General features: G+C 46.6%; 18 protein-coding genes and 2 tRNA genes. 15 read left to right on the top strand and 5 right to left on the bottom strand.

The window, feature by feature from the left end:
• The gene (gene ligA / locus NJR55_RS12620) at window positions 1–2,013 is read left to right on the top strand and encodes an NAD-dependent DNA ligase LigA (RefSeq protein WP_253620274.1); all 2,013 of its coding nucleotides are present in this window, start codon (window positions 1–3) and stop codon (window positions 2,011–2,013) included.
• Here ligA and NJR55_RS12615 read toward each other — a convergent pair.
• From NJR55_RS12615 to gloB, 3 genes are read right to left on the bottom strand one after another with little or no spacing between them, the layout of a single operon-like run.
• A complete protein-coding gene (locus tag NJR55_RS12615) occupies window positions 2,010–2,516 on the bottom strand; it encodes a hypothetical protein (protein ID WP_253620273.1) in 507 nt (168 codons plus the stop codon). The genes ligA and NJR55_RS12615 overlap by 4 nt on opposite strands.
• Window positions 2,517–2,524: 8 nt before the next feature.
• The gene (locus NJR55_RS12610; protein WP_253620272.1) at window positions 2,525–4,159 is read right to left on the bottom strand and encodes a LysM peptidoglycan-binding domain-containing protein; all 1,635 of its coding nucleotides are present in this window, start codon (window positions 4,157–4,159) and stop codon (window positions 2,525–2,527) included.
• Window positions 4,160–4,207: 48 nt separating this feature from the next.
• Entirely contained in the window at window positions 4,208–4,969 is a 762-nt protein-coding gene (gloB, locus tag NJR55_RS12605) for a hydroxyacylglutathione hydrolase (RefSeq protein ID WP_253620271.1), read from the bottom strand.
• 74 nt (window positions 4,970–5,043) lie between these two features.
• Here gloB and NJR55_RS12600 point away from each other — a divergent pair, with 74 nt between their 5' ends.
• Window positions 5,044–5,799, top strand: a complete 756-nt coding sequence (locus tag NJR55_RS12600; protein ID WP_253620270.1) for a class I SAM-dependent methyltransferase — start codon at window positions 5,044–5,046, stop codon at window positions 5,797–5,799.
• Window positions 5,800–5,809: 10 nt separating this feature from the next.
• The gene (locus NJR55_RS12595; RefSeq protein ID WP_253620269.1) at window positions 5,810–6,199 is read left to right on the top strand and encodes a rhodanese-like domain-containing protein; all 390 of its coding nucleotides are present in this window, start codon (window positions 5,810–5,812) and stop codon (window positions 6,197–6,199) included.
• Between the two features lies 1 nt (window position 6,200).
• On the opposite strand, the gene rnhA is transcribed toward NJR55_RS12595, so the two are convergent.
• Window positions 6,201–6,674, bottom strand: a complete 474-nt coding sequence (gene rnhA / locus NJR55_RS12590; RefSeq protein WP_253620268.1) for a ribonuclease HI — start codon at window positions 6,672–6,674, stop codon at window positions 6,201–6,203.
• 51 nt (window positions 6,675–6,725) lie between these two features.
• On the opposite strand from rnhA, the gene dnaQ reads away from it, so the two are divergent.
• The 9 genes from dnaQ to tilS all read left to right on the top strand — a co-directional run bounded on the left by dnaQ (window position 6,726) and on the right by tilS (window position 18,743).
• Window positions 6,726–7,433, top strand: a complete 708-nt coding sequence (gene dnaQ / locus NJR55_RS12585) for a DNA polymerase III subunit epsilon (RefSeq protein WP_253620267.1) — start codon at window positions 6,726–6,728, stop codon at window positions 7,431–7,433.
• A complete protein-coding gene (locus tag NJR55_RS12580; RefSeq protein WP_253620266.1) occupies window positions 7,418–8,752 on the top strand; it encodes a TIGR03503 family protein in 1,335 nt (444 codons plus the stop codon). The genes dnaQ and NJR55_RS12580 overlap by 16 nt, the downstream gene beginning before the upstream one ends.
• Before the next feature lie 140 nt (window positions 8,753–8,892).
• Window positions 8,893–8,969, top strand: a tRNA-Asp gene (locus NJR55_RS12575).
• A gap of 26 nt (window positions 8,970–8,995) precedes the next feature.
• Window positions 8,996–9,072, top strand: a tRNA-Asp gene (locus NJR55_RS12570).
• A gap of 205 nt (window positions 9,073–9,277) precedes the next feature.
• On the top strand, window positions 9,278–11,467 hold the full coding sequence (locus NJR55_RS12565; protein ID WP_253620265.1) for a M3 family metallopeptidase: 2,190 nt from the start codon (window positions 9,278–9,280) through the stop codon (window positions 11,465–11,467).
• A gap of 100 nt (window positions 11,468–11,567) precedes the next feature.
• The gene (locus NJR55_RS12560; protein ID WP_253620264.1) at window positions 11,568–12,863 is read left to right on the top strand and encodes an NAD(P)/FAD-dependent oxidoreductase; all 1,296 of its coding nucleotides are present in this window, start codon (window positions 11,568–11,570) and stop codon (window positions 12,861–12,863) included.
• A 78-nt stretch (window positions 12,864–12,941) separates the two neighbouring features.
• Window positions 12,942–16,418, top strand: a complete 3,477-nt coding sequence (dnaE, locus tag NJR55_RS12555; protein WP_253620263.1) for a DNA polymerase III subunit alpha — start codon at window positions 12,942–12,944, stop codon at window positions 16,416–16,418.
• Window positions 16,419–16,433: 15 nt separating this feature from the next.
• The gene (accA, locus tag NJR55_RS12550) at window positions 16,434–17,390 is read left to right on the top strand and encodes an acetyl-CoA carboxylase carboxyl transferase subunit alpha (RefSeq protein ID WP_011234924.1); all 957 of its coding nucleotides are present in this window, start codon (window positions 16,434–16,436) and stop codon (window positions 17,388–17,390) included.
• Window positions 17,391–17,396: 6 nt separating this feature from the next.
• Complete coding sequence (tilS, locus tag NJR55_RS12545) at window positions 17,397–18,743, top strand: tRNA lysidine(34) synthetase TilS (protein ID WP_253620262.1); 1,347 nt, start codon at window positions 17,397–17,399, stop codon at window positions 18,741–18,743.
• On the opposite strand, the gene NJR55_RS12540 is transcribed toward tilS, so the two are convergent.
• Window positions 18,709–19,614, bottom strand: a complete 906-nt coding sequence (locus NJR55_RS12540) for a GGDEF domain-containing protein (protein ID WP_253620261.1) — start codon at window positions 19,612–19,614, stop codon at window positions 18,709–18,711. The genes tilS and NJR55_RS12540 overlap by 35 nt on opposite strands.
• A gap of 167 nt (window positions 19,615–19,781) precedes the next feature.
• Between NJR55_RS12540 and NJR55_RS12535 the strand changes: the two genes are divergently transcribed.
• The 3 genes from NJR55_RS12535 (at window position 19,782) to NJR55_RS12525 (ending at window position 26,281) form a co-directional block, all read left to right on the top strand.
• On the top strand, window positions 19,782–21,749 hold the full coding sequence (locus tag NJR55_RS12535; RefSeq protein WP_253620260.1) for a monovalent cation:proton antiporter family protein: 1,968 nt from the start codon (window positions 19,782–19,784) through the stop codon (window positions 21,747–21,749).
• A gap of 120 nt (window positions 21,750–21,869) precedes the next feature.
• Window positions 21,870–23,099: an efflux RND transporter periplasmic adaptor subunit gene (locus NJR55_RS12530; RefSeq protein WP_253620259.1), complete on the top strand. Its 1,230-nt coding sequence runs from the start codon at window positions 21,870–21,872 to the stop codon at window positions 23,097–23,099.
• A 5-nt stretch (window positions 23,100–23,104) separates the two neighbouring features.
• A complete protein-coding gene (locus NJR55_RS12525; protein ID WP_253620258.1) occupies window positions 23,105–26,281 on the top strand; it encodes an efflux RND transporter permease subunit in 3,177 nt (1,058 codons plus the stop codon).
• Window positions 26,282–26,410: the final 129 nt, after the last annotated feature.

The following is a 26,410-nucleotide window of genomic DNA, read 5'->3' as shown; positions in this document are numbered from 1 at the left end:
ATGAATCAGTCTGTTCACCAGCGCATGCAAGAGCTGGAGCAATTACTTAATCGTTACAACCAGGAATATTATGAGAATGACGAACCATCAGTGCCGGACGCTGAGTATGATCGTCTTTTTCGGGAACTGAAAACTCTGGAAACTGAACACCCGGATTTAAAAAGTGCCCAGTCTCCAACTATGAAAGTGGGTGGTAAGCCCTTAGGTCAATTTAGAAGTGTTCAGCACGAAGTTCCCATGTTGTCACTGGATAACGCTTTTTCTGTCGATGAGTTTGAAGCTTTTAGCAAGCGCGTTGAACAGCGGCTGGATACCAATCAAACCGTGACTTTTTGCTGTGAACCTAAGCTTGATGGTGCTGCGGTCAGTTTACTGTACGAAAATGGCCTGTTAGTGCGTGGTGCAACCCGTGGCGACGGGCAGAGCGGTGAAGATATTACCGAGAACGTTAAAACCATACGCAATGTGCCGTTAAAACTCTCTGGCAATGTACCAGAAAAGCTGGAAGTAAGGGGCGAAGTGGTTATGCCGTTAGGGGCTTTTGAGCGCTTCAATGAGCAAGCCCGGCTGCGTGAAGAAAAGGTCTTTGCTAATCCGCGGAATGCAGCGGCAGGCAGTTTACGCCAGTTAGACTCCAGAATTACCGCAAAACGCCCTTTGCACTTTTATGCTTACAGTTTGGGATTAATATCAGAAACCACACAACTTCCCGACAGTCATCACCAGCGCTTGCTGCAGCTGAAAGACTGGGGACTGCCGGTGAATATTGAAATAAAGACGGTAGACTCCGTGCAGGGTTGTGACGATTACTATGAAGCTATTTTAGCCCGTCGGGATACCTTAAATTACGATATTGACGGCGTAGTTTTTAAAGTGGACTCTATTCGCCTGCAACAGGACTTGGGCTTTGTCGCACGGGCACCGCGCTGGGCTATTGCACGTAAGTTTCCCGCGCAGGAGCAACTGACAACTATTACCGGAGTTGACTTTCAGGTTGGTCGTACCGGCGCGATAACGCCAGTAGCGCGTCTAGAGCCGGTTAATGTGGGCGGTGTTACAGTATCTAATGCCACTTTGCATAATGCGGATGAAATTGAGCGACTGGGTGTTCGTATCGGCGACTGTGTCAGTATTCGCCGCGCGGGCGACGTTATTCCGCAAGTGGTCAGCGTTATAAAAGATAAACGTCCTGACAACACTGAGGCAATTGAATTTCCTCAGCATTGCCCGATTTGTGAATCCGAAATTGAACGCGTTGAAGGCGAAGCCATTGCCCGCTGTACCGGTGGTTTGTACTGTGCGGCTCAGCGAAAGGAAGCGATTAAACACTTTGCCTCCCGCAAAGCCATGGATATTGATGGTCTGGGCGATAAAATTGTTGAGCAACTGGTGGAGCGAGACTGGATAAAATCGCCGGCTGATCTTTATCGTCTGTCCAAAGCGGAATTGGCAACTTTGCCGCGAATGGGCGCTAAATCTGCTGAAAATCTACGAAATGCTATTAAAGCGACGCAGGAAACAACCTTAGCCCGTTTTATTTATGCATTAGGTATTCGGGAAGTGGGGGAAGCGACGGCAAACGCGCTGGCGAATCACTTCAAAAATCTGGATGCTTTAATTGCCGCAGAAAATGAACAGCTACAGGAAGTTCCGGATGTCGGTGCTGTTGTCGCTAAGCATATTGTGTCTTTTTTCCATGAAGCCCATAATCAGCAGGTAGTTGCGGAATTGCGTGAGTTTATTTCCTGGCCTGAGGGTGAAGAGGCAAGCTCTGTGCAAAGTGACCGGTTGGCGGGCAATACCTATGTCATTACCGGTACTTTGTCGACCATGACTCGTGACGAGGCTAAGTCCGCTTTAGAAGCCTTAGGGGCGAAAGTTGCTTCCAGTGTTTCTAAAAAGACAACCGCGCTGGTTGCCGGGGAAAATGCCGGCTCAAAACTGACCAAAGCCCAGTCCCTCGGGCTCGATATATTAGATGAGAATGCGTTAGCTGAGCTGATCAGCGATTAACGTCCTTTTGCGCTCAGGTCTTTCAGAAGGCCTGAGCCATTGATATCGACAATGCCTTTTTCTTCGTCAAACTCGAACCGGATAGTCGGGTGTGTGGTTTCCAGCAGATAGCTACGGTCATCAATCTGTACACGAAGATGGCTCAGAGGTTCATCTTCATCAAACTCTTGCCGATGGTTAATGCTGACTTTGTGGTCACCAATATTTAGCTCGAAACCTTTGAAGAAACCATTAGCAAACTCTGCGACATAAACCTGCCCCTGCTTATTTACAAACAGGTTGAGAATGTAGTTCGGTGGCATGTCTGAGGTACGCATTTGCGACTTGCCGGCAGTAAAAATAATGGTGTCATACACCTTTTTATACTCGAAGCCAAAAGTTAAAGGTTCCGTACGGCCTGATGGATAAATGACTTTACCACTACCTTCGGCTTTCCAGTCGGCTAAAGTTTGAGCGCTAAATAGTAGCGCTGCAAAGACGAAAAAATATTTTACGCTATTCATAGGTTGCCTCAACTACTCACCTCGGTAACATCTACTTTTAACTTAAGCATTTGTCCGGGCTGTAGATAACGATTGCGTTGAATGTTATTCCATTGCTCAATTTGGCGAATGGTGACATTAAATTTATCAGCAATCCTGGCTAATGAGTCACCGCTACGCACACGGTATCTTATATTACGCATGATACTGTTAATACTGCTTTGTATCGTCGAAGATGGCTCGGCTTCCGTCCAAACCACTAATTCCTGTCCTGGTCTTAAATAATCGCCTGGAGCCATTGAGTTCCAGCGGGCTAAATCACGCAAGTTAACTTGATAGGCGCGACTTAGATCCCAGAGTGTATCGCCAGATTCCACTATGTGTTCTATACGCTTACCGGAACGCTTCTGATCTTGACGGTCCTCACGGCGCTGATCTTGCGATAATGTGTAATTGTCGATATCGAGTGTGGCAACTGGCACTAACAAATGATCGCCCGCGCGAATAATATCGCTGCTTATGTCATTGACCTGCTGTATCACGTCAACAGACGTATTGTATTTTTTAGAAATAACGAGCAGACTTTCGCCTGATTTAACCTCATGTCGGGTCCAGCTCAGCCAGTCTTTTGGCTCGGTTTTACCCAATGCCTGTTTAAACTTTTCCGCATTTTGATGCGGAAGAAGTAAACGGTGAGGGCCGTTTGGTGCCGTTGCCCAGCGGTTATAACCTGAGTTGTACTGATGCAGTAAATCCAGTGGCATATCAGCCATATCGGCAGCTAATGCTAAGTCGATTTGTGCCGGTGTTTCAACTACCTCAAGCTTTGGCTGGTTTTCTATCGGGTACCATGCCACACCATATTCTTCGCTGTTGGCGAGTATTTCCGCTAAAGCTAATAACTTGGGTACGTAAGCGCGAGTCTCACGTGGTAATGACAGGTTCCAGAAGTCAGTTGGCTTGTTCAGACGCTCATTTTTGCGAATTGCAGCGGCAACTCGGCCTTCACCTGAATTATAGGCTGCCAGCGCGTGCATCCAGTCACCATCAAAGTAACGATGAAGTGCCTGTAAATAATCGAGTGCAGCGTGTGTCGCGGCAAAAACATCGCGACGACCATCGTACCACCAGTTAATATCCAAACCATATTGGCGCGCGGTACCCGGAATAAACTGCCAGACACCAGAGGCACTGCCATGCGAATAGGCAAACGGGTCGAAGGCACTTTCGACTATCGGCAATAAAGCCAGATCGACCGGCATATCACGTTTTTCCAGCTCTTCAACAATGAGATGCAGGTAAGGTTCAGCGCGTTTAGCAACGCGGTCTAAATACTCCGGGTGGCTGGCATACCAGTTGCGCTGGCTTTGTACTCTGGGTACATCAGGCACATGAAAGCTCAATTGCTGGCGAATACGCACCCACAAATCTTCCTGCTCCTGCGGGGTAAGCTTTACAGGCTCGCTGACTTTTATTTCTTCTTCGGTGTGCTGACTTATCACTTCTTCCGGAATGACCGTCAGTTTAAGCTCTGTAGTTTCGTTTTTTGTATTTACCGGTTCATTATTACTAAACAGCATTGTGCTCTGGCAGCCGCTTAATGCCAGGCCACTAGCCACCATACAATACTTTAACCATACGTTCTTTTGTTTGCTGTTTATCATGCGCAATTTACTTCCGATAATTATTAAAATCTTGAGGAGTTTAAAGAATCACGCATTATCTTTCCACTGCCTAATTGTATAAAAAACATCCTCGGGCGTGTTTTTTACACTTTCGGCATGCTTATTTGCTGCTGCAATAACACTTTTTTGATCAAATCGAAGAAAGGGATTAATGGCTAACTCTAGTTGCAGCGTGCTTGGTAGGGTTATTTGCTCTTGTTCACGCAACATTCTGACCTTTTCAGCGTAACTTTGCAGCACAGCGTTCTCTGGCTCAACTTTCAAGGCGAAATTTACATTTGCCTGAGTATACTCGTGGGCACAAAAGACCCGAGTTTCTCCTGGCAGCTTGCGCAGCTTTAACAACGACTGCGTAAATTGTTCTGGCGTACCTTCAAACATACGGCCACAACCACCGGAAAACAGTGTGTCACCGCAAAATAAAAAGCCGGGAGTATAAAAACTGATGTGATCCAGTGTGTGTCCCGGAGTGGTTAATACCTGCCACTGAATACCTCCAACAGTCAGCTCATCGCCTTCTGTAACTGTCCGGGTGAGCGTTTTTATTTCTGGGTTTTCCGGACCGATGACCGGGCACGGGCTCTGCTTTATTAACTCAGCTATGCCGCCAGTGTGGTCGTAATGGTGATGAGTGACTAGAATAGTCTCTATACTTTTATTCTTTTGTTCCAGCCATTGTTGAACGGGTTTGGCTTCGCCGGGGTCTACAATAATAACTTTGTCGTTATTGTTGGTTTCAATTGCCCATATGTAATTGTCATCGAAAGCTTCAATAGCGTGCACTCGCATGTTAACCCCTATAACGCTAGGATGAGAAACCCAGCGAGTAAGTTGAAGATAAGTTCATAATACAGGAATTAGCCGTGTTAATTAAACCAGCATATTCGAAAATTGATTTAGCGGCTCCCGGGGACTGGCAGCAAATGGCCTGCGGGGACTACATGATGGAGCAGACGGCTGATTTAATTCGCGTTCATCAGCGACGACTAAAGCCGGGGAAAACCGTGGCAATAGGCTCTTTGAGTCCGGGGCTTAATGAGTGTCTTAAGAATGGAGCTCAGTGGCTGACTGTAGGTGCCGGTAGTGACGTAGCGGTTCGCAGCAAGTTAACGGAGCTCGCTTTAAAGGAAGACAGTGTCGATAACCTAATTGCTCCCTTTGTCCTTGAATTTTGTCGGCATCCGCACCAGCTACTTAGGGAGGTTACGCGAGTACTGGATGATGATGGCGTATTAATACTTACGGGGTTTAACCCCTATAGTCCGGCAGTAGCCAGTGGCTTTTTCATTCGCCATAAAAAGAGCTTCCCATGGTGTGGAAGGTACTTTACGCCAGTGAGAGTTAAAGACTGGCTGGAATTATTAGGGTTTGAAATTCTGGAGTCTGAATTTTATGTTTCGAATTTTCTGCACCATAGCGAACACCGGGGAAGTGACTGGTCGACGAAGCTGAGCAACCTGATACCAGGACTGCGCGCGGCTTATTTTATTGTGGCACGAAAACAAACGCTGATTAACAGATTAAAACCGTCAGCTCAAAGAAAGCAACTTGCGGTTAACGGAAGGCAGGCAGCAACAGCAATGACGAGCAAGCAGTTTTCAAAGTCTAATAAACAATAAGAGGTAAATTATGATTACAGCACAAGAGTTATGTGGAAAAGCGAAGTCGAACGTCAAAGAAGTGAACACCGAAGAACTACAAAAAGCCATAGAGCAGGGCGCGCGCGTTATTGATGTAAGAGAACCGGCTGAATATGGACAAGGGCACATTCGGCAAGCGGTGAACATGCCCCGTGGTGTATTGGAAATGCAGTTAAATCAGCATCCTGATGTGGCCGGATATGACAACGCTCTGGAGCGCATCGCCGAAAAGCCCTTGTACCTTATTTGCCGAACCGGTGGTCGTTCAGCTCTGGCCGCAGAGAGCCTGCAACGCATGGGATTCGATAACGTATACAGCGTAGATGGTGGTATGAGCGCCTGGCAGGAGAAAAAACTGCCGGTAGTTGCCGGCGAGTAACTTACTCGCCCCCAAACCCTTTATCTTCAAGCAAAGGCTCGCGCGTTGCGGCGTCGCGGGCCAGTTCATCACAACGCTCATTCTGTTTATGCCCGGAATGGCCTTTTATCCACTTCCATTCAACTTTATGACGATTCACTTCTTCGTCCAGTTGTTGCCATAAGTCTTTATTTTTAACTGCTTTACGAGCGGAAGTACGCCAGCCGTTTTGCTTCCAGCGATGCATCCACTGCTCGACACCTTGCTTCACATATTGGCTGTCTGTAGTCAGAATGACATGACAGGGGCGTTTCAACTCGCGCAGGCCGGCGATAGTAGCCAGCATCTCCATGCGGTTATTGGTGGTCAGACGATAGCCCTGACTTAATTCTTTGTGATGTTTCCCGTATTCCAGTACAGCGCCATAGCCGCCTGGCCCCGGGTTTCCCAGACAAGAACCATCAGTATATAAATGAACAGTTTTTGAGTTCGACATGTTACTTGCTACTATATCCTTTGTTTCCAGCGAGTATATCAGGATTTCACCATGCGTCAGGTCGTATTAGATACAGAAACTACCGGAATTGACCCTGCAAAGGGGCATAGAATTATTGAAATAGGCTGTGTGGAGCTTATTAATCGCAAATTAACCGGTAATCATTTCCATGTTTACATTAATCCGGAGCGGGTGGTCGAGCAGGAAGCGATTGAAGTTCATGGTATAACCAATGATTTTTTAACCGACAAGCCGGTATTTGCCCAGGTAGTTCATGATTTTATTGAATTTATTAAGGGCTCACAGTTAGTTATTCATAATGCGCCATTTGACGTGGGTTTTATGGATGCTGAATTTAGTCGTATTCGTCCGGCTGTCGGCCTGACCAATGATTTTTGCTCGGTACTCGATACCTTACAACTTGCCCGTGAAATGCGCCCGGGGCAAAAGAATAACCTGGATGCACTGTGTCGTGCTTATGGTGTTGATAACTCCTCACGTCAGTTGCACGGAGCTTTACTGGATGCTGAGATTCTTGCTGACGTCTATTTGATGATGACCGGCGGGCAAACGGCATTAAACCTGGCCAGCCACGGAAAAGATAATCAGGGTGGTTCACAAAAAGTGGAACATCAAAGAATAACCAATCGTCCCACATTAAAGGTTTTGCGGGCAACGGCCGATGAAGAAGCATTACATCAGGAGCGTTTGGCGCGAGTCAAAGAAGAAGGTGGACATTGTCTGTGGCAAGACTCTTAGCAGTATTATTGGTTTTAATATGTAGCTCATCAGCCTATGCGGTACAGAGTTTTAGCACGGTTGACTCTGACTCGAAAGAGGAAGTTGAAAAGCGTGCGATGAGCCTTATTGAAGGAGATCTTACTAATAAATTACCAATTAAAGGACAAAGTTTCCGTATAGACGAGAACGTCGAAGAAATTACTCTGCTGTTCTTCCGCGAACCGGGCAGCAAGCCTCTGGTCCTTATTAAGCCTGATGGGAGCAAGTGGTACGATACCCGGTATCCGGCGGAAAAAGTAACTTGGTATACCGATCCTAACTTTGACATTATCCGGATAAAAGAACCTCAGCCTGGTCCCTGGCAGGCCGCTGGTCGCATCGATGAAGAAAATAAAGCCTTAGTCATTTCTGATATTCGCTTTGAAGCCGAGCCTTTACCTAGTCCATTATTTCAGTACGAAGAGCTAAAAGTAGAAGGAAAACTCTATAATGGCGACGAAGTGGTTAAAACTTCACGTTTTCGTCAGACCGTGCTATTGGATGTTCTATTTGTCAGTACCAATAACTCAGACTTTGATAACTTCGGCTCGAATCCGTCACGTGTTGCACAATTTGAAGACGACGGGCGAGGGCATGACGAAAGAGCAGGTGATGGTATATTTACCGGTTTCTTTAATCTCGATGTTGTACCAGGTGAGTGGATGGCCACTTATGAAATGACCACCCCGCTGTACCAACGAGTGTTTGAATCAGGCCCTGTTGAGGTTAAGCCGTTACCAGTTGAATTTAATGTTATTCAGTCAGAGTCTGTGGACGATAATCATCAATTAGTCGTTCGTGTTAATGAAGACTGGATAGATCCACAGAGCCTGGTGATTAATGGTGAAACCAGTTTTCCTAACGGAGAGGTTCGTAAATTTACGGTCAGCCAGATAGAGAGCTTTCCGCACAGTGTCGAAATTGCTAACCTGGCTTTTGGTAAACACCTTATAGATTTAGATATTTTTGCTACCAGTGTGGGGGGGCGTGAATTTGAAGCCCGAATTGATGACTTTAGTTTTATTGCAAAGGAACCGCCTCCACCTGAACCGACAGCCGCAGAGTTGGCGCAACGGCAGCAAATAGAGCTTGAGCGTCAACGCGAACAGGCAAGACTAGAGCGTGAGGCCAAGCAAAAGCAGGCGATGACTAATCTGATCATTATTGTTGTTGTTAACATTGTTCTCATTGCGTTAGCTTTAGTTGGGCTGTGGTGGTTTAAGTTTCGTCGGAAAAAAGTTGCTGTTGAGAACGATGAAGCGGAAGCTGAAAAACCAGAGAAAAGTGGTAAAAAGTGACCTTTGTGGTTAAAAAAGCACAGATCTGAATATAAATCAGACAGTCGGTTAAAATCTTTAAAAAAAGTGTTGACTCATTTGCCCCTCACTCGTAATATGCACGCCGCGTTGAGGGAGACTTCAACGTGTAGTACTAATGCGGAGTGGTAGTTCAGTTGGTTAGAATGCCGGCCTGTCACGCCGGAGGTCGCGGGTTCGAGTCCCGTCCACTCCGCCATTTAGTACGCCTCAAAGAATTTTTGCGGAGTGGTAGTTCAGTTGGTTAGAATGCCGGCCTGTCACGCCGGAGGTCGCGGGTTCGAGTCCCGTCCACTCCGCCATTATTCTCTCTCTTAGTAATCCCCCCTGTGAAATCTAAATTAATTACCTTTTTTATTTTCTTTCGTTTGTTGTATTTTTCATTCATCTTAAGTTTTACCCCGAAGATCATGCTTTTTGCCGTTTAGCTCTTGAGCCTGAGCCTCCACAGGGCTAGAGTATTGTCACCAAAATCACAATGATAAACATAGACAACGGGAGATACCCATGCGGAAAACTTTACTGGCTGTAGCTGTGAGTGCGGCAGTATCGTTGGGAGCTTGCAGTGATGCAAATGACTCATCGACAACTGAGAACAAAACTGCTTCAACTGAAGCTTCTAAAGACAGCAGTCAACAAGCAAAAGAAGCAAACCCATTTTACAAACCCAGCCCTCTGCTGTATCAGGCACCTGACTTCGATGCCATTGAGTTCAAACATTTTGAGCCTGCGTTTGAAAAGGGTATGGAAGAGCACATGGCTGAAATTGAAGCCATTGCAAATAACTCAGCAGAGCCAACATTTGAGAACACCATTGTAGCGATGGAAAAATCGGGTGAAATCCTTGGCCGTGTTTCATCCGTTTTCTACAACCTGTCATCGTCCAATAGTAATGAACAAATTCGCGAGTTGCAGGGTAAGTTAGCTCCTAAGTTAGCGGCTCACAGCGATAATATTCGACTGAACGCTAAATTGTTTGCTCGAATTAAGTCACTGCATGACAAACGTGATGAATTAGATCTGGATACTGCGTCAGAACGTTTATTAGAGGACACCTACAAAGGCTTTGTCCGTGCTGGTGCTGAACTAAATGAAGATGAGCAGCAACAGATTCGCGATGTTAATTCGCAACTTTCCAGCCTGACCACAGAGTTTCGCAATAGCTTAATGAATTTGACTAAGGAAAACGTGATTGTCGTTGATTCTAAAGAAGAGTTAGCCGGCTTAAGTGATAGTCAAATCAGTAGCCTGGCGAGTGCGGCTGAAAGCCGTGATATGCCGGGTAAATACGCCATTACTTTAACTAATACAACACGTCAGTCTATTTTGACTGATCTTGAAAACCGCGAATTGCGTCAGCGCATTTGGGAAGCGTCCTCAAACCGTGGCACAGGAAATACCGAGACCGATACTCGCCCAATGGTTGCAAAGCTAACTCAGTTGCGTGCAGAAAAGGCGAATCTATTAGGTTATGACACCTGGGGTGATTACGTTCTTGAAGAAAACATGGCCGGTAATCCAGAAGCCGCTCAAAAAATGTTGCGTGATCTGGTTCCTGCAGTTGTAAGCAACGTTGAAAGCGAAGCCGAAGAGATTCGTGCGATGATTAAGGCTGAAGGCGAACAGCATGAACTGAAACCGTGGGACTGGTTCTACTACGCAGAGAAAGTTCGTGAAGAAAAATACGCGATTGACTCTGACGAAGTGAAAAAATACTTCGAATTTAATCGTGTTCTGGAAGACGGTGTGTTCTATGCAATGAACCAACTGTTCGGAATTACCTTTGAAGAGCGTAACGATATCCCTGTTTATCAGGATGATGTTGTTGTTTATGAAGTTAAAGACGTAGACGGCTCAAGCTTAGGTTTGTTCTATGCTGACTACTATGCTCGCGACAGCAAACGCGGTGGAGCCTGGATGAGCTCGTTCCGTACTCAGTCTGAATTGATGAACCAGAAGCCGGTCATTTTGAATAACATGAACATCACTAAAGCTCCTGAAGGTGAACCAACCTTATTAAGCTTTGATGAAGTTTCAACCATGTTCCATGAAATGGGCCATGCGTTGCACGGCATGTTCTCTGATGTGAAGTATCCATCTCAGGCAGGTACGTCTGTGCCGCGTGACTACGTTGAGTTCCCTTCAACTTTCCAGGAAGACTGGACGCTGAACCCGAAAGTTATTGCAAATTATGCAAAGCATTACGAAACAGGTGAGCAGATTCCTGACGAGTTACTGCAAAAAGTACTGGATGCACGTAACTTTAACCAGGGCTTTGATACTTTAGAGTATATTTCCGCTGCGTTACTGGATCTTGAGTATCATACAGTGGAGCCGGGTACAGAAATTAGCGACGTTGAAAAGTTTGAGCAGGACGCGCTGGAGAAAAACGGTGTGGCTATTGAAGCTGTACCGCCACGCTACCGTTCAACTTACTTTGCTCACGTATTTGCGGGCGGCTACTCAGCAGGTTATTACGCTTACATGTGGAGTGAAGTGCTGGCAGCCGATGCGTTTAAACATATGGGCAATAATGGTGGTTTGAGTCTTGAAAACGGTCAGGCTTTCCGTAAAGAAATTCTGTCTAAAGGCAGCAGTAAAGACCCTATGCAGCAGTATATCGACTGGCGTGGTCAGGAGCCAACTGTTGAAGCCTTACTTGAGCGTCGCGGACTAACGAATCCTAGTATCGACTAAGTCAGACTGAAATAATTTCGACTGAACAGTCGTTATCTAAAGCCACTGGCGTTATCATCGTCAGTGGCTTTTTTATTATCTGCAGATAGGCGAGGCACAAATGCAAGAACGGATTGTAATAGTTGGTGGCGGTGCAGGCGGATTAGAATTGGCGACCATGCTGGGAAGAAAGCTGGGTCGCAAGAAGAAAGCGAAGATAATACTAATTGACAGAAACAGTACCCACTTGTGGAAGCCGTTGTTGCATGAAGTTGCCTCAGGCGCCCTGGACTCGCGGCTGGCAGAACTGGATTACCGCGGACAAAGTGCTCGCGAAGGTTTTCAGTTTCTGGTTGGCACTTTAGAGTCTGTGAATAAGGACGAAAAGTCGATTCAACTAGCGGCGATAAAAGATGAGCAGGGCCATGAGGTGTTAGCGCCGCGCAGTATTCAGTACGATAAATTAATTCTTTCCATTGGCAGTGTTACCGCAGATTTTGGAACCCCCGGAGTTAGCGAGCATTGCTACTTTCTGGACTCACTACGTCAGGCCGATGAGTTCCATGAGCATTTATTAAATGAGTTTTTACGAGTAAACCAGTCGATCGAAGACGGCGAAAATACGAAATTGTCGCTGGCGATTGTGGGGGGCGGGGCTACCGGCGTTGAGCTGGCTGCTGAACTCATTCATTCGGTGTCATTGTTGTCTATTTATGGCCTTTCTTTCCTTGATCAAAAACATTTTGAAGTTCGCTTGGTTGAAGCCGGTAAACGATTATTGCCTGCATTGCCTGAGCGTTTGTCAGCATCGGTAGAGAAGAAACTGAAATCGCTGGGTGTCGAAGTCATATTGGGTAACCCGGTTACTGAAGTAAAAGAAAACACTCTGGTGTTGTCTGAAGGAGAGAATATCAGTGCCAATTTAATGGTTTGGGCAGCGGGTGTCCGGGCTCCCGATTTTGTCAGTGAATGGGGCCTGAAAGTTCGCAAAAACAATCAAATTGAGGTAAATGAGTATCTCCAGTCGGTATCTGACGAAAGCATTTATGCCATAGGTGATTGTGCTGGTTGCCGCATAGATGATGAGCGTTGGGTACCACCAAGAGCTCAGTCAGCGCATCAGATGGCTGAATGTTTGTATCAGAATATTGTACGTGAGTACCGCAACAAACCGGCGAAAGCCTTCAAATATAAAGACCGAGGCTCGCTAGTTTCACTGAGTCGTTTTTCGGCGGTGGGCAATTTGATGCAAAGTAAAAGTCTGTCAATGTCGCTCGAAGGGACTTTAGCGCGTTGGGCTTACGCCAGTTTATACCGGATGCACCAAAGAGCCTTACACGGCTGGTGGAAGATGTTTTTGTTGTTAATGGTGGACAAACTTAACCATGTTGTAAAACCGCGACTGAAGTTACACTGACGATATACTTCAGAGGCTGCTTAAGGCACAATAACGACCCTAAAATGATAATGAAAAAAGCCAGACTGTATCCGTAAAATGACTGCACCAAATTTTGTTCACTTAAGAGTTCATAGCGACTTTTCCATGATAGATGGACTGGCGAAAGTTGGTCCAATTTGTGAGGCTGTTGCTGAAGCGGGTATGCCTGCTTTAGCCATTACCGACCAAATGAACTTTTGTGGTCTGGTTCGCTACTATGGAAAGGCGCATCAATTGGGCTTAAAGCCTTTAATAGGGTGCGATTTCTGGGTGCAGGCTGACTATCCTGAATCTGAAATTTTCCGCCTGACTGCATTGGCAATGGATAACGAAGGTTATCAGCAGATAACTCAGCTTATTTCAAAAGCTTATTTGCGCGGTAATATTAAAGGTAAGCCGGTTATCGATAAAGACTGGCTGAAGGAGCATAACGAGGGCATTATCTTGTTGTCCGGCAGCCGTCAGGGTGATGTAGGGCAGGCTCTAATTAAAGGCCACGACAGTCAGCTGGATGCCGCCCTCGATTTCTACCAGCAATATTTTCCTGACCGCTATTACCTGGAACTGGTGCGCACCGGTCGACCTCAGGAAGAAACCTATTTACATAAAGCGGTGGCTTTAGCCGGCGAAACCGGCCTACCCGTTGTTGCTACTAATGAAGTGGTTTTCCTGAAAGAAGAAGACTTTGATGCTCACGAAATTCGTGTGGCTATTCACGACGGGTACCAGTTGGAAGACAAACGCCGGCCGAAAAAATACTCACCACAACAATATTTGCGCTCCAGCGAAGAAATGACAGAGTTGTTTTCTGACATTCCTGAAGCAATAGAAAATACTGTTGAAATAGCCAAGCGCTGTAATGTCACTGTGCGTTTGGGCGAATACTTCTTGCCTAAGTTCCCGACTGGCGACCTGACGACTGAAGAATTCTTAATTAAGGTTTCGGAAGAAGGGCTGGAAGAACGTTTGGAGTTTTTGTTTCCTGACGCGGAAGAGAGACAGCAAAAGCGCCCAGAGTACGATGAACGACTCAAACGCGAACTTGGCGTTATTAACGATATGGGCTTCCCTGGGTATTTCCTTATCGTTATGGAGTTTATTCAGTGGAGTAAAGATAACGGCATACCCGTAGGCCCGGGGCGGGGTTCAGGTGCAGGGTCTCTGGTGGCTTATGCACTTAAAATAACGGATTTGGATCCGCTTGAATTTGACTTACTTTTCGAACGATTCCTTAACCCTGAACGGGTTTCCATGCCGGATTTCGATGTCGACTTCTGTATGGATCGTCGGGATGAAGTCATCGATCACGTTGCGGACCTGTATGGCCGTGAAGCGGTTTCGCAAATTATTACCTTCGGTACCATGGCGGCTAAAGCTGCGATACGAGATGTCGGACGGGTACTGGCTCATCCTTATGGTTTTGTTGACCGAATTTCCAAGTTAATACCGGGCGATCCGGGCATGACCCTGGCCAAAGCCTTTGAAATTGAGCCTCAGCTTGGTGCTGCGTACGACCAGGATGAAGAAGTTAAGGCCATTATTGATATGGCTCGTATTCTTGAAGGTGTGACTCGTAATGCCGGTAAACACGCTGGTGGTGTGGTTATTTCCCCAACCAAAATAACCGACTTTTCGCCGCTGTATTGTGATGACGAAGGCAACAACCCGGTCACTCAGTTTGATAAAGACGATGTTGAGTCTGCAGGTCTGGTTAAGTTTGATTTTTTGGGTCTGAGAACGCTGACCATTATTCAGTGGGCGGTTGATATGGTGAACCGCCGGCATGCTCAGAGCGGTAAAGACCCGATTGATATTACGTCGATAGATTTAACTGATCCGGCGTGTTTTAAACTGTTGAAAAAAGCCGAAACAACGGCGGTGTTTCAGTTAGAGTCGCGTGGAATGAAAGAGCTTATTAAAAAGCTTTTGCCAGACTCTTTCGAAGATATTATCGCCTTGGTGGCGCTATTCCGGCCGGGGCCACTGCAGTCTGGCATGGTTGATAACTTTATTGACCGGAAGCACGGCAGGGAAGAAATCTCTTACCCCGATGCCGAGTATCAGCATGAGAGTTTGCAACCCATACTGGAGCCGACTTACGGTGTCATCCTCTACCAGGAACAGGTAATGCAAATTGCCCAGGTTCTGGCGGGCTACACTTTGGGTGGCGCAGATTTATTACGCCGTGCAATGGGTAAGAAAAAGCCCGAGGAAATGGCTAAGCAACGAGAAATTTTTGCTAAGGGTGCGGCGCAAAATGATATCGACCCTGAACTGGCGACGAAAATTTTCGACTTGGTAGAGAAATTTGCCGGTTATGGATTTAACAAGTCGCACTCGGCTGCTTACGCTTTAGTGTCATACCAGACCTTATGGATGAAAACCCACTTTCCGGCAGAATTTATGGCCGCGGTGATGTCTGCCGATATGGACAATACCGACAAAATTGTCACTCTGGCGGACGAATGCGAACGCATGGGGCTGGATTTGTTGCCGCCGGATGTGAACAAAGGCGAATATAAATTTACCGTCGATGAACAGCAACGAGTGGTTTACGGTATAGGCGCAATAAAAGGCGTGGGTGAAGGGCCAATTGAGTCTATTATCAAAGCCCGGGAAGAAGGCGGGCCGTTTCGCGATTTATTCGACTTCTGTTGCCGGGTTGACCTGAAGCGAATGAATAAGCGCATTCTACAGCGCTTAATTCGTGCTGGTGCCATGGACAACTTAGGACCTCACCGCGCTTCATTAATGGCGACGCTGGAAAAAGCCATTCGTCAGGCCGAACAGCATCTGAATGCAGAAAAAATTGGTCAGTCGGATATGTTTGGGGTGCTTACCACCGAACCTGAAGCGGTTGAACAAGAGTTTGTCAGTGTACGTAAATGGTCGGAAGCGGTCTGGTTAGAAGGAGAGCGCGATACCCTCGGTCTTTATTTGACTGGTCACCCTATTAACCGTTTTCGCGCAGAGCTCAAGCATTACATAAATAGCACATTGTCCAATGTTACTCCCACCCGCAAAGATGAGAGTATTGCCATTGCCGGGCTGGTGATTGATGTGAGAGTACTGACCAATAAAAGAGGTCAGCGTTTTGCTATAGTGACTTTAGATGACAAAACAGCGCGCATGGATGTACGCTTATTTAGTAATGAATACGAAAGTTATCAGGAATTGCTCGAAAAAGACCGAATTTTGTGGATAAAAGGTGAGGTCAGATTTGATAACTTCAGTAATAGCAATACAATGACTGCCAGAGAAGTGATGGCAATTGAGCAGGCTCGGGAAACTTATCTCCGGCATTTAGCAATTACAGTAACGGATGAGCAGCTTGCTAAAGGTCTTGCCGGAAAACTGGAAAAGCTATTACAGCCCTTTGCTGAAGGGACTTGTCCGATAAAAATGCGGTATCAGTCGGAACGTGTTGAAGCCACTTTAAATGTGGGCGCACAATGGTATGTGAATCCGTCTGATGAATTAATATACGAATTACAGAATTTGCTGGGAACTCAGCAAGTTTCACTTGAATTTTAAAGGAAATGACAGCGAATGAGCCTTAATTTTCTGGATTTTGAACAACCTATTGCGGAACTTGAAGCGCAAATTGAGGAATTGAAGTCCGTCGGTAACCGCGGACAACTGGATCTTAACTTAGAAGAGGAAGTGCAGCGACTGACCACAAAGAGTCAGGAACTGACAGAGAAAATCTTTTCTGATTTAGGTGCGTGGCAGGTAGCACAGCTGGCGCGTCATCCATTGCGTCCTTACACGCTTGACTATATCCGCATGATATTCACCGAGTTTGACGAAATGGCGGGTGATCGCTCTTTTGCTAACGACGAGGCGATTGTTGGCGGTATTGCGCGTTTAGACGGCACTCCGGTTATGGTTATAGGCCAGCAAAAAGGCCGTGAAACCAAGGAGAAGATCCGTCGTAACTTTGGTATGCCAAAGCCTGAAGGTTATCGTAAGGCGCTACGACTGATGCAAACTGCCGAACGGTTTAAAATGCCAATTGTTACTTTCATTGATACACCGGGAGCTTACCCGGGAATTGGTGCGGAAGAACGCGGTCAGAGTGAAGCCATTGCGCGCAACTTGAAAGTTATGGCGCGTTTAACCGTTCCTATTGTTTGTACTGTTATTGGAGAAGGTGGTTCTGGTGGTGCTCTGGCTATTGGTGTCGGTGACCGCGTTAACATGCTGCAATACAGTACCTACTCGGTTATTTCTCCGGAAGGTTGTGCTTCTATTTTGTGGAAAAGTGCCAGCAAAGCACCATTAGCAGCAGAAGCTATGGGGGTAACCGCAGAGCGGAGTAAAGAGTTGGGTCTGGTTGATTCTGTGATACCTGAGCCTTTAGGCGGCGCACACCGCCATCAGGAAGAAATGGCGGTACGCCTTAAGCGTCAGCTGATTGCTGATTTAGGTAGCTTACAGGGGTTAAGCCACGAGGAATTGCTGGATCAGCGTTATCGTAAACTCATGTCTTTTGGTTACTGCTAATTACCAATGATGAAAGATGGTCTTTATGACCTGTTTTGTGAAAGCTTAGAGTCTCTTGCATTAAAGCCGGGGCAGCAATTAGTTGCTGCCCTTGGTGGCGGAGCCGACTCGCAAACTATCCTCGACTTGCTGATGCGCTTTCGTCAGCAGAACCCTCAGTATCAGTATTTAGCCATTCATTTAGATCATAGCTTTCACCCCAGCTCAGCTGACTGGTCGTCGACTATTGAGCATGCTGCTAAAGCCTATGGTGTAAAAGCGGTTTTTGAGCCGCTTAATGTGCCCGTAGAAAACCGTCAAAGCAAAGAGGCCGCCGGGCGTGAAAGTCGTTACCGAAGAATGGCCGAGCTGACGGAGGATGATGCGGTATTACTGCTTGGACAACACCGCAATGACCAGATTGAAACCTTTTTTCTGCAATTAAAGCGCGGCAGCGGGCCAAAAGGCTTATCCTCAATGGCCGCTATTCAGCCATGGGTGGACAACCGTCGTCTCTGTCGTCCTTTGCTCAGTGTCAGTAAAGAAGACATTTTAAGCTATGCGCAGCAACAGAAATTAACCTGGATTGAAGACGATACGAACTACGATACCCGTATTGAGCGGAACTTTTTGCGACATAAAGTGGTGCCGTTATTAGAACAGCGCTGGCCACAGTTTGGGCGTAGCGTGCTAAGGTCGGCAAAACTTTGTGCCGAGCAACAGCAGGTGATGGATGAACTGTTGCTGGAAAAACTGCATAAAGCGCAGAAGTACAATAGTCACTTTCCCTTAAGTTTACTGAGTGAGCATTCTGCGGCTATGCAGCGAGCGTTACTGCGCACCTGGCTGCAAAAACTGAAATACTCGTTACCCAGCTACGAGCAACTGGAGCAAATTCGTTTACAAGCCAGAAGCGCAACAGACGACAGCCAAATGCAAGTTCAGTGTGACGGCTACAGTGTGCGCTACTTTCAATACGCCCTATGGTGCGATACGAATGTCGGGCAATTACCTGAAGATTGTTGGTTAACTGAGGCTAATGTTGATCTGGGTGAATGGGGCAAGTTAAGCGTGCCTGACGCACTGCTGACGAATAATAATGAGTTGAGATTAACCTTCTCGTTAACCACAGAAAAACTCGCAAAACCCGGACGCCAGGGGCGCAAAAAACTGAAAGACTGGCTGAAGCAGGCGGGAATTCCGCCGTGGTTAAGAGCCCGGCGACCGATACTTGAGCTGAACGCTAAGTACGTGTGGGTAGCCGGACTTGGCTGGTTCAGCTATCAGGTTATTGGTAAAACAGAATTCGACAGCCTTCAGTTACCTGAGCCAAGCTGGGTTAGCTCAGGTGCTGATTCTTACCGGCAAGTTTAGCGGCATATAGGCGTCTGTCGGCTTCGTCAATAATATCCTGTGGGCTATGAAAACTTTCCATAACCAGGCTTCCGGCACTAACGCCAATATTGAAAGTGGCGAGGCTAATATCGTTATTGAGCGCATCCCGAATACGACGAAAAACGTCATCTGCTTGTGCTGGTCGCGTGTTTTCCAATATTAATACGAACTCATCGCCACCATAGCGAAATACCCGATCAGTATCGCGCAGTTGTTGCTGCAATAAATTGCCGAACAACTTCAGTACCTCGTCACCTTGTTGGTGCCCATGACGGTCGTTGACGTTTTTAAAGCCATCCATATCCAATAACATGACAATATGAGACTGCTTGTTATCACGTTTTAAGCGTGCACTGATGTGCTCAAGAGTTTCGTCCAGTAAAGCCCGGTTGCCGAGGCCTGTTAAATGGTCGCGTATCGCAACTTTTCTTAAGCGTGAAAAATGCATAGCGTTACGCAAGGGGAAAGTCAGCTGTCGGTGCATTTGTTCCAGGCGCACTTTATTCACATAGGATGGTTGGCGTTTGAATTGATAAACCATTTGTCCTAAGTATTCTTTATCGGCATAAAGCATCACCGAGTATTCGCTCTCAAGGCTTTCGTAATCGCCAATTAAATTAATAATCTGGTCATCGGAGATAAATTGTAGGGCACTTACGGGTAGACGCTGAACCATGTAATCTGCGTAAATAGACAATACCTGATGCAAATCGAGAGATGTCTGTAACCGCTCAGCTAACGGGGTTGATTTACTTTGCAAATCAGCCGATGAGGTTAATTGACTGATAATTGCCTGAGTTTTGTTCTCAGCCGCCTTACTCTCAGTTTTTGCTACAGCTCTGTTTAGCATGACAAACCTTTTTGCCTAAATTTGATAATTGAAAATTTATTTGCAAATATTAGGCCAAAAATAGAAAAGCTATATTTTACAAAACGTTATAAGAGCTAGTTTTTCTGCAACAAAAGAGTGTTACTATTTTGACACTCATAAAAACAAAGAAATCCAGGAGTTTATGAATGAACGGTACATTTTCCAGCCTTCTGCTTTTATTAGCGGTTGCCGTTATTCTTGTCTGGCTCTTCAGAAGGGTAAAATTGCCGGCAATTTTGGCGTATTTAGTCGCCGGTATTATTGCCGGGCCCGATGTTATGGGCTGGATAGCTGACCCTGATGATTATCACCTGGTTGCTGAACTGGGCATTGTTTTGCTTCTGTTTTCACTGGGGCTTGAATTCTCCTTACCTAAGATGATCGCCATGCGACGGTGGGTATTCGGGTTAGGTGCCGCTCAGGTTCTTGGTTCACTGTTAGTCTTTTTGCTTATTGGTTTTATCTGGCTGGATGAATGGGCTGCGTCTTTGGCTATTGCCGGTGCCTTGGCACTGTCTTCTACGGCGGTCGTTATCAAGCAGCTAAAGGAAAGCGCACAGACGTCAACCCGCCGCGGGCAGATGAGTGTTGCCATCTTGCTGTTTCAGGATATAGCGGTGGTACCGCTACTTATTATTATTCCTTTACTGGCTTCCGATAACGGCAATATTGGCTACACCTTATTATTAGCTCTGGCAAAAGGTGCTGCAGTTATTGCCGTACTTATGACTATAGGTAAATGGGTCTTACCCTATTTATTCAAAGAAATAGCCAAACAAAGAACTGATGAGCTGTTTGTTTTAGCCACGCTTTTAGTTGCCTTGGTTGCTGGTGGTATGACTCACGTTTTTGGTCTTTCTATGGCGTTAGGTGCTTTTTTAGCTGGCATGATGCTGGGAGAAAGTCAGTATAAACATCAACTGGAAGCTGATATTCGTCCGTTCCGGGACATCTTAATGGGTTTGTTCTTTACCACCATCGGTATGCAGCTTGAGCTCTATGGTTTTATTCAAAATTTTCATTGGATATTGCTGGCTCTGGTTGTAATGGCGGTAATAAAAATTGCCTTAATTAGTTCAGTCGCGCGTTTTATGGGAGAACGGGATGAAGACGCCTGGGGTAGTGGTATTTCGCTGTTTCAAATGGGGGAGTTTGGCTTTGTTATCGTCGCGTTGGCAAGCAGCCATGGTCTACTGAGTAAAGAGATAGTCACCAGTATGATAGGTATTGGTGTATTGAGTATGGCGATAACACCCATTGTGATTCATCGTCTGAAATCTTTGGTGAATCTGGTCGTCCGCCACCCTGACCCTCTAGTCGATATTGAGCAGCAACGAACCTCAGGCAGTGAAGGGTTGGAGAACCAGGTACTTATTTGCGGCTTTGGCCGGGTTGGTCAAACCATGAGTCGATTTTTGGACGCCGAGGGAATTACTCACATAGCTGTAGATAATGACCCCATGCGAGTTCAGGAAGCCGTTGCCGGTGGCGCCCGTGTCTACTTTGGTGACAGCGCCCGAAAAGACATCTTACGGGCGGTAGGAGCTGAGAGTGTCGATCTTATTATTATCAGTTTCGCCGATGACCTGCGTGCGCTCGAAGTGCTAAAAGAGCTTCGTCAGTTAAACCCCGACGCTTACATTATTGTACGGAGTCGTGACGATATGAGGTTAACTCAGTTACAGGAAGCCGGAGCGTCGCAAGTGGTGCCGGATACACTGGAGGCGAGTTTAATGCTGATTTCGCACGTGCTTAGCCGCAGCGGTATTCCAATACGCCGTATTCTTGCGCGGCTGGATAAAGAAAGACGTAACCATTACGGTGAAATGCATGGGTTTTTCCAGGGGGATGAAACTGAAATTACGCCGGAACTGGCTGACAAACTTGAGTTTTTGCGTGCTTTAACTCTACCGGAAGGCGCATGGGCGACGGGCAAACGCATCGATGAGTTAGACTGGGAGAAGCATCAGGTGCAATTGAAGGCTTTACGGCGTGACGACGAGGAAATTCCGGAGCCTGATAGTGATACCGAGTTACAACCGCAGGACGTGGTCTTGCTGGTGGGTAAACCGCGTTATGTTGAGGCCGCGGAACGTTGGTTACTTGAAGGCTGAAACAGTCAGTTACAACTTAGTGCCGGATTCACATAACTGGCAACAGTTAACGTCTAACATTTTACATTATTAACAGCAATAATAACGCTGTGAGTTAATCAATTATGAGAACAATAAAAAATGAAATTTAAAAAACGAGCCTTTATTCCGCCGTTGATTATTGTTGGAGCTGTCGTTTTATCGATACTTGCAAGCATGTCTGCGGAGCCGCCAAAACAAAAAGAGCGAAGTAAACCTGCTGCGATGGTTGAAGTTCTGGAAGTCAGCCCTCGCGACATGACATTTATTGTTGATTCTCAGGGCACGGTAAAACCAAAGCATTCGACTACTCTGGTTGCAGAAGTGACCGGACAAATTGTTGATGTTGCAGCGAATTACCATGCCGGTGGTTTCTTCAAGAAAGGCGATATGCTGGTTCAGGTCGATCCGTCTGACTATGAAGTTGCGGTCCAACAGGCTCGGGCTAACTTGTTACAGGCTCAGTCCGAGTTAGAACAAGAGAAAGCACGTGCCCGCGTTGCTGAAGAAGAATGGTCGGCCTTCAAAGAAGGGAAGGCACCTGAACTAGGCTTGCGCAAACCTCAACTCGCCAGTGCCATTGCTGCGGTAGAGTCAGCCGAAGCGAACCTGGCTAAAGCCGAGCGTGATTTAGAGCGAACCACCATAAAAGCACCTTACGATAGCGTACTCCGTAGTAAAGAAGCCAACTTGGGGCAGTTTGTTTCAATGGGTAGCCAGATAGCCTTGGTATTTGATACCCGTACGGCAGAAGTTCGGTTGCCATTAAGTGACCTTGATATGACTTATATTCTAGATCCGGCTCTTGCGGAAGAAGCGCCCCGAGTGCAGTTAGAATCAATGGTTTCCGGTGAGTCGGCGACCTGGCAGGGACGTCTGGTTCGGACAGAAGGCGTTTTAGATGAAAACAGCCGGGTTATCTATGGCGTTGTAGAAGTTTCTGACCCTTACAACCTGGGTGAAGAGACACATCCTATTCCTTTGCGCTATGGACGTTTTGTGCAAGCAAAAATAGAAGGTACTGCAGCTAAAGGGGTGATGGAAGTTCCGACTTACGCACTGAACCCTGATGGATCTGTCTGGATTGTTCCTGAGAATCGAGAGCTGGAAAAGCGTGATGTTGACGTTGTGCGAACTCAGGGGAATACGAGTCTTATCAGTTCCGGGCTGGAAAGTGGAGACAGAGTCGTACTGACACAGCTGAAGAACGCGTTACCGGGGATGAAGGTACGTTTGCCCGGCGACCCACTGCCAGAGCAGATGGAAACAACGGCTAAAACCGATGAAAACGGCGAGAAAATAGCCGAAGATTCTGAAAATGTAGGCGGGTAAACATCATGACGACTGAAAAACAAACCGGTCTGATTGCGTGGTTTGCACGCAATTCGGTAGCCGCGAACTTATTGATGATCATTATTCTGGTTGCAGGCGCATTATCGGTATTCAGTGTGCGCAAGCAAATGTTTCCAGAAATTGAACTGAATATTATCAGTATTCAGGTACCGTTTCCCGGTGCCGCGCCACAGGAAGTAGAGCAGGGCGTTATCATGCTGATAGAAGATGCCATTGAAGATGTTGATGGTATTGAAGAGATGACCTCTCAGTCGCGGGAAGGCGGCGGTAGTGTCACTTTGGAAGTTGAACCTGACTATGACGTGCAAGTTGTCATGGACGAGGTGAAAATGCTGGTGGATGCCATTCCTAACTTCCCTCAGCAAATCGAGAAACCGAATATTTACCGGGTAAGACCACAACGACAAGTTATCTGGATGTCGGTATATGGTGATTTGGATGAACGAGCCCGCAAAGAGCTTGCAAAAGAAGTCCGGGATGAACTGAAAACCGTTGGCGGTATCACCAAGGTTGATGTGGTCGGTGATCGCGATTATGAAATCTCAATTGAGATTTCTCAGCAGGATCTTGAGCGTTACGGACTCACGTTCTCGCAAATCGTGGAAGCTGTCCGTGGCACTTCTATTGATGTTGCTGGTGGCTCAATAAAAACTCCGAACGGTGACATTTTATTGCGCGCCAATAATCAGGCTTACGTTGGCGGCGAATTTGAAAAAATTGTCTTGTTGAGTCGCGCCGACGGTACGCGTTTAACTCTGGGCGATATAGCCAAAGTAGAAGACGGCTTTATTGAAGAAGAGTCTTATACCCGTTTTGATGGCAAACCGGCAACTTTTATCCGCGTGCAGTCAGTGGGTGATCAAAACGATCTTAAAATAGCTGAATACGTCCGTGGCTATACCGAGAAAAAAAATGAAGAGCTGCCCGACGGCGTTCAGGTAGCACAGTGGGGAGATTCGTCTTATTACCTGCAAGGCCGCTTAGACTTGATGATGAACAACATGTGGATGGGCGGGCTGTTGGTCTTCCTTATGTTGTCGTTATTCTTACAACTGCGTTTGGCGTTCTGGGTCATGATAGGCATTCCGGTGTGCTTTTTAGGCACCATTGCGTTAATGCCACTGCCGATGTTTGATATCTCAATTAATATGATATCGCTGTTCGGCTTCATACTGGTATTAGGGATAGTGGTGGATGACGCGATAGTCATAGGAGAAAGTGCCTATACCGAAATAGAGGAAAACGGTAAAAGTATCGATAACGTTATTGCCGGAGCTAAGCGTGTGGCAATGCCGGCCACCTTTGGCGTACTAACAACTATGGTTGCCTTTGTACCTATGTTGACGGTTGAAGGAGGTATGGGCGCTATCTGGGAGTCTATTGCCTGGGTCGTTATCCTTTGTCTGGCCTTTTCCTTGGTGGAGTCAAAACTCATATTGCCAGCGCACATCGCTAATATGAAATACTCCAAACAGAAAGGTGAAAAAGCCAATGCTTTCCAACGTTTTCGTAATAAATTTGCGAGTGCAATTAAGTCTTTCGTAGATAATTACTATCGACCGTTCCTTAAAAAATGCCTGCACTACCGCTATACCACGTTGGCAACCTTTGTCGGTATGCTGATTCTGATGGTAGGTCTTATGAGTGGAGGTATTGTGCGTTGGGTTTTCTTCCCGGATATTCCTAGCGATTTTATTCAGGCGAATGTTGAAATGCAGCCCGGCACCTCAGAAACTCGTACCATTGAAGTTCTGAACAGTGTTGAAAAGTCACTCAATGAAGTGAACAGTCGGATTAAAGAAAATGACGGTGAAGCCGTTGTCCGTCATACCAATATCTGGATGGATGGCAATACTGCCGGTACTGTTTTTGTAGAGTTGAAAAAAGGTGAAGACCGCCAGATAGACGGTTTTGAAATTGTGAACCAATGGCGTGAAGCTGTTCCCGAACTAGCAGGGGTGCGAGCTCTTAACTTTCAGGGAAGCATGAGTGGCGGTAGTGGCTTTGATATTGAGTTTCAGTTAATAGGTGAAAACCTGGACGAGCTGAAAGCCGCTGCGGATGAGCTTAAGCTGGAACTTGCCGACTATGACGGGGTATTTGATATTGAAGATACCTTTGGTGACGGTAAAGAAGAGATTCTTTTGCAGACCAAACCATTAGCCACCGCTATGGGGATTAATCTGGCTGAACTGGCTACGCAGGTGCGTTACGCTTTTTACGGTGCTGAAGCTCAGCGCATACAGCGTGGCGACGAAGAAGTTAAAGTCATGGTTCGTTACCCGCGTGACCAGCGTGAGTCCGTTGGCAACTTGCAGGATATGAAGCTGCGTGCAGCCGATGGTTCTGAAATTCCATTTACAGAATTGGCTGATATTGAGTTCGCTGAAGGTTATAGCACCATTACTCGTATTGACCGTCAGCGCTCGGTGAACGTTCGTGCACGGGTCGATAAAGACACAGTAGAGCCTTTCCGAGTTGTAAATGAAGTTCGTGAACAAAAAATCCAGCCAATCCTAGATAAGTACCCTAGCGTTAATTTCCAACTGCAGGGCGCGACTCAGGATGAAGCTGAAGCAACAGGCTCTCTTGCCCTTGGTGGTTTTTTGGCAATGTTTGCGGTCTATGCACTAATGGCAATTCCGCTGAAATCCTATAGTCAGCCGCTGATCATTATGTCGGTGATACCTTTTGGTATTATCGGTGCCATTATTGGCCACTGGGTTATTGGTATGCCGGTCAGTATTTTGAGCCTGTTTGGTATCATTGCTTTGGCCGGGGTTGTGGTGAACGACAGCCTGGTTATGGTCGATTACGTTAACCGCGCCCGGGAAATGGGAACGGATTTACGTAAGGCAGTGCTGGATGCCGGTTGCCGTCGCTTCCGCGCAATAACCTTAACCTCGTTAACGACCTTTTTTGGCTTATTACCTATTGTACTGGAAAAGAGTCTGCAGGCTAAAATAGTGATACCAATGGCTATATCACTGGCCTTCGGTATTATTTTCGCAACGGTTATTACCTTGTTGTTAATACCTTGTCTGTACTTGATTTTGGCTGATACTAAGCGAGGGATGCGTACCATGTTGTCCTGGTACGGGCTGGCAACGCCACCTGAACCTAAAGACATGAGTACCAAAGAGGCACTAGAGCATTACTAAGTGCTTGAGGAAATGAAAGAAAGCCGGAGCTAAGTCTCCGGCTTTATCGTATGGTTCGTCATAAACTGGTAAACTAATTACTCTAAACTGTTAAATTATTAATAACCGAACACTCCAGAGGAAACCCTG

Origin of the sequence: Idiomarina rhizosphaerae (genome assembly GCF_024159085.1) — a bacterium.
Lineage (GTDB): Bacteria > Pseudomonadota > Gammaproteobacteria > Enterobacterales > Alteromonadaceae > Idiomarina > Idiomarina rhizosphaerae.
This window is presented reverse-complemented; position numbering and strand designations above follow the sequence as displayed.